We start from the raw sequence: 18,115 nt of genomic DNA, 5'->3' as shown, positions 1-18,115 counted from the left end.
GGAGACAAGTCCCCTGCTTCGTTCCGGGTGCGCCCGGCTCTGCCATCGCGTTGAGAATCCGCCGGGGCGGAAAGCTGCATGCGCTCCAGAGAGGCCATCTCACGCCGCAGGGCATGAAGCTCGAACTCTTCTGCCAGAGCCGCGCACCGGGCGGCATCGATGGGCCGCACCAGCAGGTCATCCAGTTCAAGCGACGTGCAGACGTCCAGCGACAGGGTGGTCAGCTTGCGCCAGGTAAACATTTCATCCAGGTGGTCGCGCAGCTTGTCCTGAAGTTTTGGAGGCAGCAGGACAAAATGGTCGCGGATGTCTTCAAGGCTGGGGCAGATTTCAAAAATCTTTGCGGCCGTTTTGGGGCCGATGCCAGGCACGCCGGGGATATTGTCGCTGGTGTCGCCCACAAGCGCCTGCACATCGGGCCACTGGGCGGGAGTCAGCCCGCTTTCTTCCGTAAACCGGGAAGCCGTAAGCAGTTTTTCATCCTTGGATGCGGGATCCCACATATAGACATTGGGAGCAAGGCACTGCCTGAGGTCTTTGTCGCCGCCAACAATGACCACGGGGCGCTCCTGAGAAAAACGGGCAGCCAGAGAGGCTATACAGTCGTCGGCCTCGCAGTGGTCAGAAATTTCAAGGTTCATGCCCAAAGCCGTCACCATGCGCTCAATGGGCGGCATCTGGCGCAACAGGTCTTCTGGCGTGGCATCGCGATTGGCCTTGTAGAGCGGAAAAATATCATGCCTGAAATTCTTGCCCTTGCCGTCTTTGACAAAAAGAAAGTACCGCGGCCTTTCTTCGCGCAGGATGCGCAACAGCACACGGGTGACCACAACCAGGGCATTGGTGGGAAAACCGTCCGAGCGCTGCATGTTTCTGTTGGCGAAAAAACCCCGATAAATGAAGGCCGAACCGTCCATCAGAAAGACTGGTTCAGTGGCAAGATCAAGACGCTTTTTTAAAGACATGGCTAACCGTATTCTTTTGAGTGTGGCAAGTCCGCCAGTTTGCCGGGAACGGCTCTTGCGGATAAATAGAGCTGCGCGTATACTATAGTGATGGAAACAAGTCCGCAAGTGACAGCTTCCGTTCAGGGACCGCTTCTGCGCGTCAGCGTTGGCGGCAAATGGAATATCGATACGGCCTGGCCCCCTGAAGCCAGAGCCGCCCTGGAAATCCTGGCTGACCAGAGCATCCGTGAAGTTCGCCTTGAAGGCGACAATCTCGGCGCTTGGGACAGCAGCCTGCTTGTTTTTCTCGTGCAAGTGGCGCAGGCAGCCAACGAACGCAAGGCAGACCTGCACACCAGCCTGCCCGACGGGCTGGAACGTCTGCTCAAGCTCGCCTTTGCCGTTCCCGCCAAAGCCGGTTCCGACCGCAAAAAAGAAAACCTCAATTTTGTGCAGCGTGTGGGTCAGGCCACCATTGATCTGCCGCCGCGCATAACCGACTTTTTGAACTTCGTGGGTGATGTGACCCTGGCCGTAGGCCGCCTTTTTGTGGGCCGCACCCAGATGCGCCCGCAGGACCTGCTGGCGGCCATGCAGGAATGCGGCGTGCAGGCGCTGCCCATCATTTCCATAACCAGCATGCTTTTTGGCCTTATCCTGGCCTTTGTGGGCGCGGTGCAGCTTACCCAGTTTGGCGCGCAGATCTACGTGGCCGGTCTGGTGGGCATAGGCATGCTGCGTGTCATGGGCGCCGTTATGGTGGGCGTGGTCATGGCGGGCCGGGTAGGCGCGGCCTATGCCGCTCTTATCGGCACCATGCAGGTCAACGAAGAGGTGGACGCTCTTGCCACGCTTGGCATAGCCCCTGTGGATTTTCTGGTTTTGCCGCGTGTGGTCGCCCTGACGGCCATGATTCCCCTGCTCACGCTCTACGCCGACCTTATGGGCGTGGTGGGCGGCTATATTGTTGCCACAACCATGCTGAACATCAATCCGATGGAATATATCAACGCCACCATGCAGATGGTTCCCTACAAGCACGTCTTCATCGGTCTTGCGTATGGCACGGTTTTTGGCGTCATCATCGCCATAACCGGCTGCTATCAGGGGATGCGCTGCGGCCGCAGCGCCCAGGCCGTGGGCTTTGCAACCACGACCGCCGTGGTACACGCCATTGTGGGCATTATCGTGGCCACTGCGATCATAACCGTCATCTGCAATGTGCTGGGCATCTGACATGGCCGAAAAAAACACCACAGCGGGCATCACGCCCGAAAAAAATACCGCAGGCGCCAACGCGCCGGAAACAAGCCGGCAGCCGGACAGCGCGCCTGTGCCGGAAACACCGTCGCAAACTGAAACGGCCCATACCGCCGCCGACGCCCCCAATGCCGGACAGAACAGCACTGAAATGCGCATCAGGGTCAACAAGCTGCAGGTGGGCTACGGTTCGTATGTTCTCATGCGCGACGTGACGTTTGACGTGCGCGCCGGGGACATTTTCTTTATTACCGGCGGTTCCGGCTGCGGCAAAAGTACCTTGCTGCGGGTGCTCATGGGACTGAAATCGCCGCAGGCGGGTCAGGTCTTTTATGGAAAAACGGACTTCTGGGCATGCACCGAGGAGCAGCGCCGCCGAATGGGACGCGACACGGGCGTGCTTTTTCAGAGCGGGGCCTTGTGGAGTTCCATGACGCTGGCGGAAAACGTGGGCTTGCCCTTGCAGCAGTATACCGACCTGAACGATGCGGACATACGCGAGCAGGCAAAGCTCAAGCTGGCCCTCTCCGGGCTTGCGGGCTTTGAAGACTACTACCCCTCCGAGATCAGCGGCGGCATGCGCAAACGCGCGGGTCTGGCGCGCGCCCTGGCCCTTGACCCCAAGGTGCTTTTTCTGGATGAACCCTCCGCCGGGCTTGATCCCGTAAGCTCGCGCATGCTGGATGACCTGATTCTGGAACTGCGCGCAAGCCTGGGAACGACGTTTGTTATTGTTTCTCATGAACTGGCGAGCATTTACGCCATTGCCGACAACCTCATCTTTCTGGATGCCCAGACGCGCCAGGTAGCGGCGTGCGGCAACCCGCACCAACTGCTGCAAGCTTCCGATACGGCGCCCAGCGCAATGCTCTTTCTTACAAGAGGCGAACGCAGTCACGCAGAAAAGGAGCAGACGGAAAAAACCGCTTCCGCTGCGCCGGACAAGGAAACGAATATATGAACGCGCAAAAATACAGAACCACTGTGGGAGCCTTTGTGCTCGGCGGGTTGGCCCTGCTGGCTCTGGGCTTCATCGTGCTGGGAGGCGGCCGCCTGTTCAGCAATGACATGCAGTATGTTCTCTACTTCGACGGCTCCGTGAGCGGCCTTTCCACTGGCGCTCCCGTGGTGTTCCGCGGTGTTCCCATGGGCAGCGTCACCCGCATCAACCTTGTAGCCAACACAAAAGACTCCAATGTCACCATTCCCGTCTATATCCGTATAGACGAGCAAAGCTTCGTGCGCGGCCGCGGCTCTGCGCCCATTTCCGAAACCGCGAGGGAAGAGATCGTGCGCCGCATGGTGCAGCGCGGCCTTCGCGCCCGTCTGCAACTGCAAAGCCTTATCACCGGGCAATACCGGATTGAACTGGACTTTTTCCCCGGTACGCCCGCTGTTTTTCGCTCGGGTACGCCGGATATGGAAATCCCCACCATTCCCTCCCCCATCGACACGCTGCAGACCACCCTTTCCCAACTGCCGCTGGAATCTATGGCCCACGCGCTTGAAAGCATTTTGCAAAACCTGGCCCATTCGCTGGCGGACGACAGTCTCGGGCGCGGGCTTAAAGCCTTTACGCGCACGTTTGAAGAAATTGACGATATCCTCAAAAACAGCCCCATGCGGCAAAATGCCGAGAACATCCTGAAAAGTCTCGACACTGCCGCAGGCACGGTTGAAAAACAAATGCCGGGAACCCTGGCGACCCTGCGGTCCGCACTGGAAAACATGAGCCTGGCGGCGGACCAGTTGCGTGTGGTCACGGCCTCGGCCCAAAGCCTTGTGGGGCGCGATTCGCCCACCATCAATGATGTGCGACGCCTGATCAAGGAAAGCATTGAAACCCTGCGTACCATCCGCACCTTCGCGCAGATGCTTGAACGCAACCCCGAAGCCCTGCTTATGGGCAGACAAGGAAAACGCTGATGCAACGTTACGCCCTGTGTACTCTTCTGGTCTTCGCCGCGCTGATGGTTGCCTGCAGCCGCAGCACGCCCACGAATTACTATCTTCTGGAAAGCCGCCTCACGCCCGTTTCAGCCGAAAGCCTGCCGGGCAAGAGCCTGCGGGTGGCCCCTGTTACCGTACCCGAGTATCTTGATCGCGACGGCATCGTCAGCCGTGTGGGCGAGTCCACCCAGCTTGTGGTGGCGCAGTTCCACAATTGGGGCGAACCGCTGAGTCACGGCGTACGCCGCGTCACCCGCGAAGTGCTCACCCGCCCCATGCTCGCCAGCGGCGTTAACGTGCTGCCCGCCGGGGACGAATCCACTGCCGACTACGTGCTGTACCTGGACGTGCAGCGCCTGGACGGCAATTTCGACCAGAAGGCCGTGCTTGATGTGCGCTGGACACTGAGGGACAAGTATAACGATGTGCTCGCGCGCGGCATTTATGTGGATGAAGAGAACGTGAGCGGAAAAACCTACGACATCCTTACCGCCGCTGAAAGCCGCATGGTGCAACGCATGGCCGAACATCTGACCCGGCGGCTGCCCGGCTTTACCGGAGGCAGGCAGTGAACGAGGCGGCAGCCCAGCGCAGCCGCATACTGCTTGTGGACGACGCTCCGGAAAACTTACGCATCCTGAGCGAAAGCCTGCGCGAGGACTATACCATCATGTTTGCCAAAAACGGCCCGGACGCGCTGCGCCTGGCTATGGGCAACCAGCCGCCGGACCTCATCCTGCTTGACGTCATCATGCCGGGCATGAACGGATACGAAGTCTGCCGCAGGCTCAAGGAAGAGTCCGCCACACGCGACATTCCCATCATGTTCATCACAGCCCAGAATGAAGAAACAGACGAGGCCACCGGCCTTTCCCTGGGCGCGCAGGACTACATCGCCAAGCCCTTTCGTGTTTCTCTGGTGCGCAACAGGGTTGCCAACCAGCTGAAATACAAACGCTACCGTGATCATCTCAATGACCTGGTACACGAGCGCACACGCCAGTTGGCCCTCACTCAGGAAGCCACCATTCATGCCATGGCAAGCCTTGCCGAATGGCGGGACACCGAAACGGGCGCACACATTAAAAGAACACAGAACTATGTGAAAGCGCTGGCGCTGCACATGGCCGGACAGCACAAATACCGTCATCAGCTGGATGCGGACGTCATCTCCTGGCTCTACCTTTCGGCTCCCCTGCACGATGTAGGCAAGGTCGCCATTGCCGACACGGTGCTGCACAAACCCGGTCCCCTCACGGATGAAGAATACGAGGCCATGAAGGCGCACACTGTGCTTGGCAGAAATGTTCTTGCGGCTGCGGACAAGTTTTTGGGCGAAGACTCTTTTCTGAAGATGGCCTGCGACATTGCCTACTGCCATCATGAGCGATGGGACGGCCGGGGCTATCCGCAGGGGCTGAAAGAAGAAGAAATTCCGCTTCCCGCGCGGCTCATGAGCCTTGCGGACGTGTACGACGCCCTGCGCAGCCAGCGCGTTTACAAACCTGCCATGACGCATGAAAGCGCAGCAAAAATCATACTGGACGGCAAGGGAACCCAGTTCGACCCGGATGTTGTCGATGCCTTTATGGCTATTCAGGAACAGTTCAAGACCATTGCCGAACGTTATAAAGACCTGGAAGGCTAACCGGCAAAGGCATGGCCTTTCGGTTTGCAGCGGTGGGGCTTTTGGCCCGGCCTCACCATGCCTTAACCGGAGCGTATTACTGTTGTCGCTGCACCGGAAAAGCGGTGGGAACGGACATTCTCAAAGGTAATCTGCTCCAAGACGCGTAACAGCGCGGAGCTACATGGCGCTGCCAGCCTGGCCAGCAAGCCCTGCCCCAACGGTTTAAGCCGGTATACCCTTTGGTTGAAAGCACCTCTGCGGAACAGCCCGAGGGCGAACTTGCTGTGTATGTAAAGCCCCCCTTGGAACATGCCGTGAAGGCATTTCAGGGCCTAACAACTCCAAATGCTTTCAGGGGCAATCTTATCAGCACCACCCGCGTGGCTGGTGTTTTTTGCCTCTTGTGCTGGCGCGCCAAGCTGGCGGCGAGCATACCGAAAAGAGGCCGTAACCACCGGAAATCCGGAAATTACGGCCTCTTTTGCTTTCGCTCGAAGCATAGTTCAGGGATTGACCATAACCTTTGCGGGGCGCAGCAAGCGCCCGCCAAGTTTGTATCCTCGCTGAAGCAGGCGGGCCACAGAATTGGGGGCAAGCTCCGGCCGGGCGTCAAAACCCACGGCTTCATGTATGGCCGGGTCAAATTCTTCGCCTTCTTCGCCCACCGGCACAAGCCCGTGTCCGGCAACAGCTTCAAGAAGCAGCTTGCGCGTCATTGCCACGCCCTGCAGCATATCCTTGCACGCCTCGTTGGTGCTGCCGTATTGCAAAGCCAGATCAAGATTGTCAAGGGTGGGCAAAAGATCGCCCAAAACCTTTTCGGCGGCGTAACGCATTTGCTCTTCATGCTCACGCTTGAGGCGCTTCTGAAAGTTATCCATCTCAGCAGCCATGCGCAAACGCATTTCTTCCACCTCGGCCTTGCACCGGGCCTCTACTTCCGTCGCAGAAAGAACATCGCCCTGCTCTGTCATTGCGTCAGCCATGCCTTCAAGCAAGGTGTCGTCCAACTCGCCGGGCATTTCTCCCATGCCGTCCGGCGCGGAAAAGTGCAGGCTGTCTTCCGAAAATTCGTCTTCCGGTTGCGCTGCCCTTTCATAAGATTTGTGCATCTTGTGACGCTGCATGATCCCTCCTGAGTCGCCCCGCCCGCAGGCGGCCGCGTTCATTCCTTGTAACTAAGTTCGGGTTTCCAGACTGTCAAGGCTTCAGGAGACTTGACGTATATTGAGATTAGAATATAAAATTATAAATAAGCATTGTCATATTTACAAATCATGCCGCCGGCATGGCTCACGCCGGCAAGACGATCATAACAAATATACGTTTTTTTCGATTGTGTCATGCTCCGGCTTTGCAGGCGGTTGCCAAAGGCCGGCCCGGACATGGCTGTGCGTTCAGGGCTGCCGTTCTGCCCGGCAGGCAACGACTTGATTCTCCTTATGCCACAGGAGGGCGTATCATGTCATGGCGCAGTGCTGTCATCCTGCATCTTGGTGCGTTTTATCTGCTTTTCGTTCCTCTGCGGCTTTTTGCCGCCGAAATCTACTTCACGCCGCAACTGGGGCTGCGCCCCCTGCCCGAGCTTGCCTGCACTGAAGGAGATTCGGCTTACTGCAACCAGGCCCTGCCCCGTACCCTGCTGATCACAGCGCCTGTTGTGGAAGACCCCGACTGGTACTCGCCCCCGCCCGATAAGGCGCGCAAAAGACCGCGCTATGTGGGCTGCCAGTCGTCAAGCCAGTATCTGCCCGTCCTGCAGGAAGCTCTTGAGGGCAATCCCGTAGCCATGGCCGACCTCATCATCCGCATCCAGTGCGAGCGCCCGGCCCTGGCCGCCGCACATCCTGACATCCCGCCTTTCATGCATTCCATATCGTTCTGGCTGGAGTGGGCCGCGCGCTACACGTCCCCGGGCTGGATATACACCCGTTTGGCCCTTTATGATGACGGCATAGGCCAGACCCGCAGCGCCTATACACGGGGGGCCTTTCTTGGTGATCCCAAAGCCATGCATGCCTATGCCACTCGCTGGAACACCGGCACCAACCTTCACTGGCTGCTCATGGCCGCCGATGCGGGCTATGGCCCGGCCGCGCATGAAATATCCCGCTGGTATCGCTTCGGCGGACAAAATTGCGGCTATACCCTCCCCAAGGCTCCGGACGCCGAAATGGCGCACCGGTATCGCACCATAGCCATGAACAAGGGTTATTCCCGGGCTTTCGTCCATGCCGTTTTTGAAGCGCTGGCTGACGACAATTCGCCCCAGGCTTTGGAAGACGCCTGCGTGTATACCCATATCGGGCGTGTACTTGAAAAGACCGACAATGGCCTTCTGCTTGTTGACAGCCCGCTGCCTCAAATCCAACCCATAGCTTTTGACCAGATGCTGTCATATGCCCTGTGCGCGGTTTTACCGCCCCGTCCCCTGCTGTCTCGGGAAGAAAAGCTGCACTTTCAGGATTCGCAAAAAATCAGACGCCCCCGCACCATTGATCCTGAAATGCAAAGCAGGGCCATAGAGCGGGCCACGGCCTGGCTACGCGCCTTTCAGGCACAACGCCAGGCAGAACTGGAAATGGAGCGCGAACGAAGGGGAGCCTTGACCGCACAGTTGCGGGAACTGTGCAGCCCTGCCCTCACATACCTTGCCAAAGCGCAAGAAAGCGTACCCCAGGCGCTGCCTGTCACAGTACGCCACACGCCGCCCTTCATTTAGAGCATTTAACACTTGAAATGCTCGTTTCCGGCAGGCAAAAGCCTGCCTCCTCGCATTTCGTGGCAAGGATTTTCAAGGAAATCCTTGCAGAGCAGTTAACTCATTTCATTCGTTAACTGCTCTAGTCATCCCATCGTACAAGAGAGGTATTGCAACATCCGGCGTGCTTTCAGCGCTGTTTATCCGCGTGGGTAAACAGCGCTGCTGTTTTTAATCGGCAACGTTTTCAAGCAGTATTGCTGGTTGCTGACATTTTCGATGCCCGGCAAACAGATTTTGGCAAGGGAATTTTGACAAAGAGGTTCTGGCAAAGAGGCTCTGGCAAGGATGCCATAAGGAATATTGTGAACTTCAGACAGAAAACCATCGGCGGCTCCAGTTCTGGCATACATTGAAAAACTGCCGCCCCTCAACACTGCGCGATCAAACAGAATTTATGACTGATCAGGCCCGATTTTCAGTGGTTCTGGTTTTCCTGACCAAGTGCCGAGAGAAAAACACCATGCCGGCTGCCTTTCTCAAGCGGCGGCGAGTCTCGACATTCACAGGAGCCTTCTGTATATTCCCCCAATCGAGGTGAGGAAAATACTATGACATGCCGGACTTTGACTCTGCATAATGAGCAGGAGTGGCCCAAGCTTGCCCAATGGCTGCAAGGCCGCAACAACCCCGGTGACGGGGTGGAGAGCGCCGTGCGCGACATTATCGCTGCCGTGCGCGAAAAGGGCGATGAAGCCCTGGTGGAATATACCCGTAATTTTGACTGCCCGGATTTTGCCCCCCCCCTGCTCGTCAGCGAGCAGGAAATCGCCCGTGCGGCGGCCTCTGTTTCCATTGAAAACAGAGAAATCATCAGTCAGGCCGCCACCCACATCCGCTCCTTTCATGAAGCGCAAACGGAAAAATCCTGGTTTACCACGCGGCCTGACGGCAGCATTCTGGGGCAGCACGTTTTGCCCGTTGACGCTGCCGGGCTTTATGTGCCGGGCGGACAAGGCGGCAATACCCCGCTGATCTCAAGTCTGCTCATGACCGCCATTCCGGCGCAGGTTGCCGGTGTGCCGCGTCTTGCCATCTGTACGCCGCCCCGCAAGGACGGCAGCGTCAACCCCCATATTCTGGCTGCCGCCCATCTGCTGGACATTGAAGAAGTGTACCGCGTCGGCGGGGCCTGGTCCGTGGCGGGCATGGCCTATGGCACGGAAAGCATGGCTCCGGTGGATGTCATTGCCGGGCCGGGCAACATTTTTGTCACCACTGCCAAGCGTCTGGTGCAAGGCACGGTGGGCATCGACATGATCGCCGGTCCAAGCGAGGTGCTTATCCTGGCAGACTCTTCGGCCAATGCCGAATGGCTTGCCGCAGATATGCTGTCGCAAGCCGAGCACGACACGCTTGCGTCGGCAATCTGCGTTACTGATGATCAGCGTTTGGCCGACAATCTCTGGCAGGAGCTGACCAAACAGTGCGCCGCCCTGCCCAGAGCCACCACAGCCGCCCGCTCGCTTGAGGACTGGGGGGCCATTGTGGTCACGCCCAACCTGAGCGTGGCCGTGGCCGTAGCCAACATGGTTGCCCCCGAACACCTTGAAATCTGCACCCGCGACCCTTGGGCCGTTCTGCCCCACATACGCCATGCCGGAGCCATCTTTATGGGCCAGCACAGCCCCGAGGCCGTCGGCGACTATTTCGCCGGTCCCAACCATGTGCTGCCCACGCTGGGTACGGCCCGCTTTTCGTCGGCCCTTTCCGTGCAGACTTTCTGCAAGCGAACCAGCATTGTGGCAACGTCTCCGGCCTTTTTGCAGCAAAACATGCAGTCCATTGCCGCCCTTGCCCGCATGGAAGGGCTCGAAGCGCACGCGCGCAGCGTAGAAGCGCGCGCCAAAAAATAATCGGGCCGACACATCAGGAGCACCCATGAAGGTTGTGGTCAAAACTGACATTACCGCCTACCCGCTGCTTTCACGCGGCAAGGTGCGCGACATCTATAATGTGGACGAAAAAACACTGCTCATCGTCACCACAGACAGAATGTCGGCCTTTGACGTGATCATGAACGAACCTATCCCCTACAAAGGGGTAATCCTGAACCAGATTACCCTGTTCTGGATGGAAAAGTTCAAGAACATTGTCCCCAACCATCTGCTGGAAAGCGATGTGAATCGTTTTCCAGACGCGCTGGCCCCCTGGAAGGACGAGCTTGAGGGCCGCGCAGTGCTTGCGCGCAAGGCAGCCCCCCTGCCCGTGGAATGCATCGTGCGCGGCTATATAACGGGGTCCGGCTGGAACGACTATCAGGCAAACGGTTCCCTTTGCGGCTACGCACTGCCCCCCGGCCTGCAAGAATCCGACAAGCTTGAGCCTGCTATCTTTACGCCTTCCACCAAGGCGGAACTGGGCAAGCACGATGAAAACCTGAGCGTGGCCGAGGCGGCCCGCCTGCTGGGTGAAGACATGGCCCGCCAGGTTGAGAAAACCGCACTGGCCCTCTATGAGGCCGGGCGCACCTATGCCGCAAGCCGCGGCATCATCGTGGCGGATACCAAATTTGAATTTGGTTTTATTGACGGCAAACTGCACCTCATTGATGAAGTTCTTACGCCCGACTCCTCGCGCTTCTGGCCTGCGGATCAGTACAAAGCCGGACAGGGGCAACCCAGCTTCGACAAACAGTATCTGCGCGACTGGCTCAAAGCGCAGCCCTGGGACATGCAGCCTCCACCGCCGCCCCTGCCTGAGGACGTCATAAAAATTACTGCGGACAAATACAAAGAAGCCTACGAAATTATTACAAAATAAATACGCTGCAACCCCGTGCAGCCAAGGCGCGGGCTTGCGGCTTTGCCGCTACCGTGCGAAGAATCATCGCCGCGGTCTGCATACACGATATGTCTGTCACGCGGCAGATACGGCTTGTTACCGGCACACCCGCCACGCCCCAGTCGCATGATGGTCAAGTGCGGCATCCTGCTTGGTCAGCCTGTTTCGTGAGCGCGGGCCTTTTGTCCCGCCCGATGCGCTCCGGCTACGCTTTTGGTTGGCCAGGGCAACGTTGCCAAACATTTTTTCATACAGCCCCCAGCCGCAACAGCGGACAGGCGGCGCAATTTACAACCGCACGCGGCCTGTCCGGCCCGTATTTTTCCTAGGAGGATCCATGCTGCTGCAAGGAAAGAAAGCTCTTATCATGGGGTTAGCCAACAACCGGAGCATCGCCTACGGCATTGCCGCTGCTCTGAAGGCTCAGGGAGCGCGCCTGGCGTTCAACTATGTGGGTGAGGCCATTAAAAAACGTGTTGAGCCTCTGAGCGAAGAGCTGGGGGGCGAGTTCACCTTCCAGTGTGATGTGTGCGATGACGCGCAGATTGAAAACGCCGCATCCGTGGTCAAAGAAAAATGGGGGGATCTGGACATTCTGATTCACTCCGTGGCTTTTGCCAACCGCGATGACCTGTGCGGCCGCTTTGTGGATACCTCACGTGACGGATTCAAGCTTGCCCTGGAAGTTTCGGCCTATTCCCTCACCGGGCTTTGCCGCGCTTTTGAGCCGCTGTTCAACGAAAATTCCTCGGTGCTTACCATGACCTATCATGGCTCCACCCAGGTCATTCCCGGCTACAATATCATGGGTGTGGCCAAGGCCGCTCTTGAAGCGTCCATGCGCTATCTGGCCTATGACCTTGGCCCCAAGGGGGTAAGGGTCAACGCCATCAGCGCAGGTCCCATAAAAACACTGGCCGCCTCGGCCGTGTCGAGTCTCAAGGATATTTTCACCATGGTGGAAAACAATTCGCCCCTGCGCCGCAACGTGACCACTGCCGACGTGGGCGGCGTGGCGGCTTTTCTGGCGTCTGATCTTGCCAACGCCGTGACCGGGCAGATCATTTACGTCGACAGCGGCTTCAGCAAGGTGGGCGTAACCGCCTGAGGATGAAATTATGGGCTACCTGACACTCAATGCCATAGCCATCACCCTGCTGTCAGCCTTGGCGCTATGGATCTTTTACCGATCTGCCAAGGTTGAAAAAAAACGCGCAGGACGGGAAAACAAAAAGGGTGAAACACCCGGGCAGGATTAAAAAATGCTGATCAAAATCTTGCTGACTGTGGTCATTGTGGGCGGCCTGTTCTGGATGCTGGTTAAAACAGGCGGCGGTCTGTGCTGAATGGACTTTCGTTTGCCACCCCTCCGGCGGAGGGGTGAAAAAAAGACGGATGCTGAAAAAACACCGCCCGAGGATAAAACCTAGGCGCACAGAGCAGCTCCACGGCATCAGCCCATAATTTTACCATTTTTTGCTTGCATTCTCTGTGGATATGCCATATACAGTTTCGGCTTTGCACGAATGCAAAACATGCGGAGAGGTGTCCGAGCTGGCCGAAGGAGCACGATTGGAAATCGTGTGTACGTTAATAGCGTACCGAGAGTTCGAATCTCTCCCTCTCCGCCATATTTCAAGGGGTTACTGGATAACAGTAGCCCCTTTTTCTTTGCCCTGATCTTTATTATGTGTGATTTTTTGTGTGATAGACTCAATTCGTGATTTCATTGACGCCCGCTTCAAATGACATGGCCCAGCCAACGGCGGGGCCGTGCAGGCAAATCTGGCTCGTCTTCAGCTTGGGCCGTAGTGACAAGACAACGGCAACTAGAGCAAATTAACTTTGAGAATGTACATTCTCAAAGTTTAAGACACGCTCGCTTCGCTGCTTAACCGCGCAAGTAAATAGCTCTGCTGTCTTCGCGGCAGTCGTTGGCGAGCCTGCGAGCCTTACGAATGGCGACAGTGGTTGTGTGGCAACAAACCGCTCGTTATATATGGTGTCTGCAAGCGTAGTTTCCCGCGTTACAACTCCTGAAGCATCCGTAACTTCCTTTGTCGTAACGGCTGAAGCTGCGCTTGCACCTTTGCGGCGGGCGACTGCTCACGCAGCCGCCAGAGCAATTTCAAAGTGAAATTGCTCTAAGCAAAAATATAATAAACGAAAATGTGAGGCGAGGCTTGCTGTTTGAAGGGCAAGCCTCGCCTCACATTTTCGGATCTAGCTGGTTTTACTGCGGCTACTTCATTTCACCGGGTACATCGGGTTTTTCAGTTCCAGCTCATTGGCAGCGTTGACAATGCCTACGCATTTATTGCTTTCATACAAGGCATAGGCACTGCAAAGCGTATGTGCAGCCTTTGTGCAGCCTTACGGTCAATTCCGTAACAAAGCATATTTACAGTGTTAATCTCAAATTTAAGTGTCACAACACTTTTAAGATGTCTACGCACAAAGGCAAAACGCCCTGGCACACATAAAAAACTCCAATTCAGGAAAAAATCAGGCACTATTTAACAACATACCGCAATACCATACCATTATTATGAATTACATGGTTCGTATCTGTGTTTCAGCACGCTTGATAATTTACAATGTTCAGGTATGGTCAGCATAAAAGCGGATATCAATTCCGAAAAAACGGGCAAATGCCAAAGAAAGGCTTTGAAAAACGGCATAACAAAACTTGGAGAGAGTCATGTTCAAAAGAATCTTTCTAGCCGTCGCACTGACTGTGGCCCTTGCTGTACCCGCCTTCGCACAAAATTCCGGTTTTTATCTGGGCCTCAAATTCATTGATTCCATCCAGAGCACTGGAAACGTCTCTACAAGCAAAGGCGCAAACCTCTTCGACACCGGCGAATACAGCCAAAATACCGTGGGGGGCGGCGCGTTTGTCGGTTACGACTTCTACCCTGCCAACGACATCCCCCTGCGTACAGAAATTGAATACGCCATCCGCACCAATTCAGAAACGGATTGGGACGGCAAGCACGGCCTGGACGCGACCCTGAAGGGCCGCTGGAACCTGCAAACCCTGTTCCTTAATCTTTATTGGGACTTCCACAATGACACCGCCTTTACGCCGTATATCGGCGGCGGGCTTGGCATGGGCTTTATTGAAAGCAGGTATAAGGTCGAAGGCCTGGGCTACAGCGGAAGCAGCACAGATTACAACACGGTATTTGCCTGGAATGCCGGAGCCGGTGTTTCCTATGCCTTTACCGACACCATCTCTGCCGATCTGGCCTACCGTTTCGTGGGCCTGAGCTATTATGAACATGAAAAGTCCTTTGGCGGTCAGAAGGCCAAGGTCGGCATGGCCCCTTATGCCAATGAATTCAGCTTGGGCGTTCGTTTTACGTTCTAGCCTTGCTGCATAAAAACATCGCTTTCCACATGGTTAAGAACGCCCCCGCTTCCGCCTGATAAACGGAAGCGGGGGCGTTCGCCCAGCTAGAGGTCTCTGCTGTCCGCATAGCTTCGGCTCCATTCAGCAGAGAATTGTAGCGAATGGCAGGGAGAGCTGAAAAGCGTTGAAAAGCGGCAGAGATCATCAGCGATCAAGGCAGTTCAGCGACCATGCAAAAGGCCCGTGGCATGCCACGGGCCTTTTGCATTATAGAGCAGATTAGCTTTGAGAATGTCCATTCTCAAAGTTTAAGGGCATGCTCATTTTTGCACTTAACATGCCAAATAAATTGCACTTATACACACAGTCGACAGAGCAGTTTCAAAGTGAAAATGCTCTGAATGCCGTCAACTTCCTTGTCTGCGACGCGCGCGTCGCCGCAGAGAGGCGCGCCATATCCACGAAAGCACCAGCCCCACGGCAATACCCACAAAAGCGTAGGTCGTGCGTGTGGCGTTGGGGGCCGCGTTGCCCCACCAGTTGGCGGAATGGCTCCATGCCGTGTGGTACAGTGTCCAGCCCAGAGCGCCCACCAGCACGAGCACGCCCATGGCGCCGCCCAGCCAGAACAGGGGGATAGGCTCCTGCCAGAAAAAGGAGGCGCGATAAAAACGCCTGCGGGCCATGCACACGGCCAGCAGCACCACGCTCACCATTCCTGCCGTAAGCCAGGAAAAACCGTTAAGCAACGCCCCGGCAATGCCAAGGCAAAGAAAAACCACTGCCATATGAAACGCGCGCGTCTGGCGTCGCTCCAGCCCGTAAGAGACAAAGAGCAGTGCCGCGCCCGAAAGGCAGCTGACAAAATGCCCAATGGCCGTCACATGGTAGGGTTCCATAATGCGCAACATGGCAAGGGCGTGCTTTCCCAGGGGCAAGGTGGATGACACCAGCAAAATAATCCCGGCAGAAAAACACATATAGGCCGCAATGGTGTGCGAAAGCACAGAAAGCCAGCGACCGGCCCCACGCAGCACCTGTCGACGCTGACGCACCTCGTAAAGCATCAGCAACAGGGCCGCGGCCAGCAGCGGAATAATGAAATAAATCAGCCGGAACAGGAGCACTGCGGCAAAAACCATCTGCTCGTGCGTGGTGTGGGTGAGGTGCAGGATGACAAGCTCGAACACCCCTACCCCTCCGGGAATATGCGTCAGCACCACTGCCACCTGGGCCATCAGATAACTCGGCAGAAAGTCGATAAAACTGACGCCCATATCTCCCGGCAGCAGCACGTACATGCAGGCTGCGGCGGCCACGATGTCCACGCCCGCCACAAGGGCCTGGGCAATGGCAATGCGCGGCGGGGGAAAAACAAATTCCTTGCCGAAAATGTGTACGGGTTTACGGATAAAGAAACACAGGGCAAGGTAGGAACAGGCTATGGCAAAAAGAATGACGCCCAGTATCCGCACGTCTTTCAAGGGCATTTTGACCAGCAGTTCGTCAGGGATAATGGGGGGCGCCACCATAAAGATGGCTCCGCACAGCCCTAGCGCTCCCACCCAGAAGGTGACCGCCAGCATAAGCACGAGCCGCACTATGTCTGTCAGCGAAAAACCCCAGGCAGAATAGAAGCGGTAACGCACGCTTGTGCCGCCAAGCAGCGCGCCAAAATTGTAGCTTACGGCCTGCCCCACAAAAGAAACCAGCCCCACGCGCGGCAGGGGAAGGCTTTTGTGGATGGCCTTGAGCGCAAGCCAGTCATAACCCACAAGGATCATGTAGTTGACCACCATGAGCAACAGGGAAAGGGCGATGCGCGTATGGGATATCTGGGAAAGGCTTTCGCGGATTTGCGCGACACTGTAGCTTTTCAACTTATGGTACAAAAGATACACTGCCAGCAAGAAAATGGCGGAGATCAGTAATGGCCCGAGATAACGCAAATATTTTTTCATAAGCTGCCGTTGTTTGAATGCGGCTGACGATCAGCTCGGTTTATAACAATTTTTTTAGCATATACGCTGCACCAGCACGGCGCAAGTGCCAACTGTGCATACCCTGCAGGTATGCGCCCAGCAGGGCTGGAATTTTTTGTTTAAAGCTTGACCGGAACCTGTGCAGTGGTTAGGGTAGAGGCGCAGTTACGGTTTTGATTCCGGTCCGCTCGGCCGGAGAGGTTTTCGGGCCTGCAAGGTGCAGCTGCCCGGTGTGTATTTTCCGGCAAAATTCACACTGTGAAAACGCCGCAAGGCCGGCATTTTTTTGGCAGCTGGCAGCGCTTAAAGCGCTTATGCGCGCCGAACCATGGTCTTCGCCGGAATACCAGATTTTTTCATAAAAACCACTTTTTGCTAAACGCATGCTCCGCTGCTTGGGCAGCGGCGTTTTTTTTGCGTTGCGAGGTTCGACATGACGAGTATTCCCATTTCCGTACAAGGCTACAAGGCGCTGGAAGAAGAATTGGCCCGCCTGAAAAGCGAGCGGCCGGAGATCATTCAGGCCATCAAGGAAGCCAGAGAAGAAGGCGACCTGCGCGAAAATGCCGGCTATGACGCCGCGCGTGAACGCCAGGGCATGGCTGAGGCCCGCATAAAGTACATTGAGTCGCGCATGGCCCTTTACCAGGTTATTGACCTTGATAAGCTCCAGGGCGACAAGGTTATCTTTGGCGCAACCGTGGAACTGGAAGATGTGGACAGCGGCGAAGCCAAGACCTACACCATTCTTGGCCCGGACGAGGCCGACCCCGGCAAGGGTTCCATCTCGTTTCTTTCGCCCGTGGGACAGGCCCTGCTTGGCCGTGAGGAAGGGGATGAAGTTTCCGTTGAAATTCCCCGTGGCCGCGTGACCTATGAAATCATCGGCATCAGCTTCAAGGGCAGCAAAAACCTCGGCTAGAGCAATGTTACGCTGATATCGCTCAGAGCGGTCGGCTGGACGGGCAAGCCTCCGCCACGGAGGCGCAGGCGCGGGATATCCGTGCGGGCAATGCCCATATGAAGGTCTTGCAGGCTTTGCGCGCGCATATTCGCAAAACCGCATGCTCCGAACCGGCAAACTATAATTTTTTTTCCAGCATCAGGGTCCAGCCCTGATCAGAGGCAGCGCACAGATTTCTGTTTCGCAGGCCACTTTTTTGAACGGATACGCCCCAGCGCGCGAGAAATTTCTCCAGCGCCTGGGGCGCTTCTGTTTTCGGCTCCGGACTGTGGCTCATTCCCCTGCCCCACCAGTTCACCAGCCCGGCCCTGTTGTCCGCCACATCAAGACCGTCCGCAGCAACCTGCCACCAGGCCCAGGGACAAACAAGGCTGTGCCGCCCGGCGGCGGCCATGCGCAAGGCCAGATCAGCCCCGGCCCAGGCTCCCATGCCAGGATTCAGGCCGTCATGGGCCAAAAACACCTGTCGCTCCACGGCCAGA

General features: G+C 56.6%; 17 protein-coding genes and 1 tRNA gene. 13 read left to right on the top strand and 5 right to left on the bottom strand.

What is annotated here, in order from left to right; all coding sequences use genetic code 11:
- Positions 1-965: 5'-3' exonuclease (locus tag V6C16_RS02660; RefSeq protein ID WP_333542756.1), on the bottom strand; the 965-nt coding region annotated here is incomplete at its 3' end.
- Positions 966-1,055: 90 nt separating this feature from the next.
- Between V6C16_RS02660 and V6C16_RS02655 the strand changes: the two genes are divergently transcribed.
- From V6C16_RS02655 to V6C16_RS02635, 5 genes are all read left to right on the top strand, one after another.
- On the top strand, positions 1,056-2,183 hold the full coding sequence (locus tag V6C16_RS02655; RefSeq protein WP_442886174.1) for an MlaE family ABC transporter permease: 1,128 nt from the start codon (positions 1,056-1,058) through the stop codon (positions 2,181-2,183).
- 175 nt (positions 2,184-2,358) lie between these two features.
- Positions 2,359-3,168 (top strand): ABC transporter ATP-binding protein, encoded by an 810-nt coding sequence (locus V6C16_RS02650; RefSeq protein WP_333535219.1) that lies wholly within the window; start codon positions 2,359-2,361, stop codon positions 3,166-3,168.
- The gene (locus tag V6C16_RS02645; protein WP_333535216.1) at positions 3,165-4,133 is read left to right on the top strand and encodes an MlaD family protein; all 969 of its coding nucleotides are present in this window, start codon (positions 3,165-3,167) and stop codon (positions 4,131-4,133) included. The genes V6C16_RS02650 and V6C16_RS02645 overlap by 4 nt, the downstream gene beginning before the upstream one ends.
- Positions 4,133-4,729 (top strand): PqiC family protein, encoded by a 597-nt coding sequence (locus V6C16_RS02640; protein WP_333542755.1) that lies wholly within the window; start codon positions 4,133-4,135, stop codon positions 4,727-4,729. The genes V6C16_RS02645 and V6C16_RS02640 overlap by 1 nt, the downstream gene beginning before the upstream one ends.
- Positions 4,726-5,805, top strand: a complete 1,080-nt coding sequence (locus tag V6C16_RS02635; protein WP_333536915.1) for an HD-GYP domain-containing protein — start codon at positions 4,726-4,728, stop codon at positions 5,803-5,805. Before V6C16_RS02640 ends, V6C16_RS02635 begins: the two co-directional genes overlap by 4 nt.
- Before the next feature lie 485 nt (positions 5,806-6,290).
- Here the strand turns inward: V6C16_RS02635 and grpE are convergent, their stop codons facing one another.
- Entirely contained in the window at positions 6,291-6,914 is a 624-nt protein-coding gene (gene grpE / locus V6C16_RS02630) for a nucleotide exchange factor GrpE (RefSeq protein ID WP_333536914.1), read from the bottom strand.
- A 335-nt stretch (positions 6,915-7,249) separates the two neighbouring features.
- On the opposite strand from grpE, the gene V6C16_RS02625 reads away from it, so the two are divergent.
- From V6C16_RS02625 to V6C16_RS02595, 7 genes are all read left to right on the top strand, one after another.
- Positions 7,250-8,509 (top strand): hypothetical protein, encoded by a 1,260-nt coding sequence (locus tag V6C16_RS02625; protein WP_333536912.1) that lies wholly within the window; start codon positions 7,250-7,252, stop codon positions 8,507-8,509.
- Between the two features lie 590 nt (positions 8,510-9,099).
- Positions 9,100-10,404 (top strand): histidinol dehydrogenase, encoded by a 1,305-nt coding sequence (gene hisD, locus V6C16_RS02620; protein WP_333542754.1) that lies wholly within the window; start codon positions 9,100-9,102, stop codon positions 10,402-10,404.
- A 25-nt stretch (positions 10,405-10,429) separates the two neighbouring features.
- Positions 10,430-11,311: a phosphoribosylaminoimidazolesuccinocarboxamide synthase gene (locus V6C16_RS02615; protein ID WP_333535139.1), complete on the top strand. Its 882-nt coding sequence runs from the start codon at positions 10,430-10,432 to the stop codon at positions 11,309-11,311.
- A gap of 358 nt (positions 11,312-11,669) precedes the next feature.
- A complete protein-coding gene (locus V6C16_RS02610; RefSeq protein ID WP_333535138.1) occupies positions 11,670-12,440 on the top strand; it encodes an enoyl-ACP reductase FabI in 771 nt (256 codons plus the stop codon).
- A gap of 10 nt (positions 12,441-12,450) precedes the next feature.
- Positions 12,451-12,591, top strand: coding sequence for a hypothetical protein (locus V6C16_RS02605; RefSeq protein ID WP_333535137.1), 141 nt, complete (start codon positions 12,451-12,453; stop codon positions 12,589-12,591).
- Positions 12,592-12,871: 280 nt separating this feature from the next.
- Positions 12,872-12,963, top strand: a tRNA-Ser gene (locus tag V6C16_RS02600).
- Positions 12,964-14,033: 1,070 nt separating this feature from the next.
- Positions 14,034-14,705, top strand: coding sequence for an outer membrane protein (locus V6C16_RS02595; protein WP_333535136.1), 672 nt, complete (start codon positions 14,034-14,036; stop codon positions 14,703-14,705).
- Positions 14,706-15,094: 389 nt separating this feature from the next.
- Here the strand turns inward: V6C16_RS02595 and V6C16_RS02590 are convergent, their stop codons facing one another.
- Positions 15,095-16,648: a lysylphosphatidylglycerol synthetase family protein gene (locus V6C16_RS02590; RefSeq protein WP_333535135.1), complete on the bottom strand. Its 1,554-nt coding sequence runs from the start codon at positions 16,646-16,648 to the stop codon at positions 15,095-15,097.
- Positions 16,649-16,817: 169 nt separating this feature from the next.
- The gene (locus tag V6C16_RS02585; RefSeq protein WP_333535134.1) at positions 16,818-17,054 is read right to left on the bottom strand and encodes a hypothetical protein; all 237 of its coding nucleotides are present in this window, start codon (positions 17,052-17,054) and stop codon (positions 16,818-16,820) included.
- A gap of 48 nt (positions 17,055-17,102) precedes the next feature.
- On the opposite strand from V6C16_RS02585, the gene greA reads away from it, so the two are divergent.
- Complete coding sequence (greA, locus tag V6C16_RS02580) at positions 17,103-17,591, top strand: transcription elongation factor GreA (RefSeq protein ID WP_333535133.1); 489 nt, start codon at positions 17,103-17,105, stop codon at positions 17,589-17,591.
- 160 nt (positions 17,592-17,751) lie between these two features.
- Here the strand turns inward: greA and V6C16_RS02575 are convergent.
- Positions 17,752-18,115, bottom strand: a 364-nt coding sequence (locus tag V6C16_RS02575; protein WP_333542753.1) for a hypothetical protein, incomplete at its 5' end; no start/stop codon positions are given.

This window comes from Desulfovibrio sp. 1188_IL3213, assembly GCF_036763145.1.
In the GTDB taxonomy this organism is placed as follows: domain Bacteria; phylum Desulfobacterota; class Desulfovibrionia; order Desulfovibrionales; family Desulfovibrionaceae; genus Desulfovibrio.
This window is presented reverse-complemented; position numbering and strand designations above follow the sequence as displayed.

Coding starts and splice junctions, on each gene's coding strand:
- V6C16_RS02655 (WP_442886174.1), top strand. CDS start 1,056: ATGGAAACAAGTCCGCAAGTGACAGCTTCCGTTCAGGGACCGCTTCTG.
- V6C16_RS02650 (WP_333535219.1), top strand. CDS start 2,359: ATGCGCATCAGGGTCAACAAGCTGCAGGTGGGCTACGGTTCGTATGTT.
- V6C16_RS02645 (WP_333535216.1), top strand. CDS start 3,165: ATGAACGCGCAAAAATACAGAACCACTGTGGGAGCCTTTGTGCTCGGC.
- V6C16_RS02640 (WP_333542755.1), top strand. CDS start 4,133: ATGCAACGTTACGCCCTGTGTACTCTTCTGGTCTTCGCCGCGCTGATG.
- grpE (WP_333536914.1), bottom strand. CDS start 6,914: ATGCAGCGTCACAAGATGCACAAATCTTATGAAAGGGCAGCGCAACCG.
- V6C16_RS02625 (WP_333536912.1), top strand. CDS start 7,250: ATGTCATGGCGCAGTGCTGTCATCCTGCATCTTGGTGCGTTTTATCTG.
- hisD (WP_333542754.1), top strand. CDS start 9,100: ATGACATGCCGGACTTTGACTCTGCATAATGAGCAGGAGTGGCCCAAG.
- V6C16_RS02615 (WP_333535139.1), top strand. CDS start 10,430: ATGAAGGTTGTGGTCAAAACTGACATTACCGCCTACCCGCTGCTTTCA.
- V6C16_RS02610 (WP_333535138.1), top strand. CDS start 11,670: ATGCTGCTGCAAGGAAAGAAAGCTCTTATCATGGGGTTAGCCAACAAC.
- V6C16_RS02605 (WP_333535137.1), top strand. CDS start 12,451: ATGGGCTACCTGACACTCAATGCCATAGCCATCACCCTGCTGTCAGCC.
- V6C16_RS02595 (WP_333535136.1), top strand. CDS start 14,034: ATGTTCAAAAGAATCTTTCTAGCCGTCGCACTGACTGTGGCCCTTGCT.
- V6C16_RS02590 (WP_333535135.1), bottom strand. CDS start 16,648: ATGAAAAAATATTTGCGTTATCTCGGGCCATTACTGATCTCCGCCATT.
- V6C16_RS02585 (WP_333535134.1), bottom strand. CDS start 17,054: ATGCGTTTAGCAAAAAGTGGTTTTTATGAAAAAATCTGGTATTCCGGC.
- greA (WP_333535133.1), top strand. CDS start 17,103: ATGACGAGTATTCCCATTTCCGTACAAGGCTACAAGGCGCTGGAAGAA.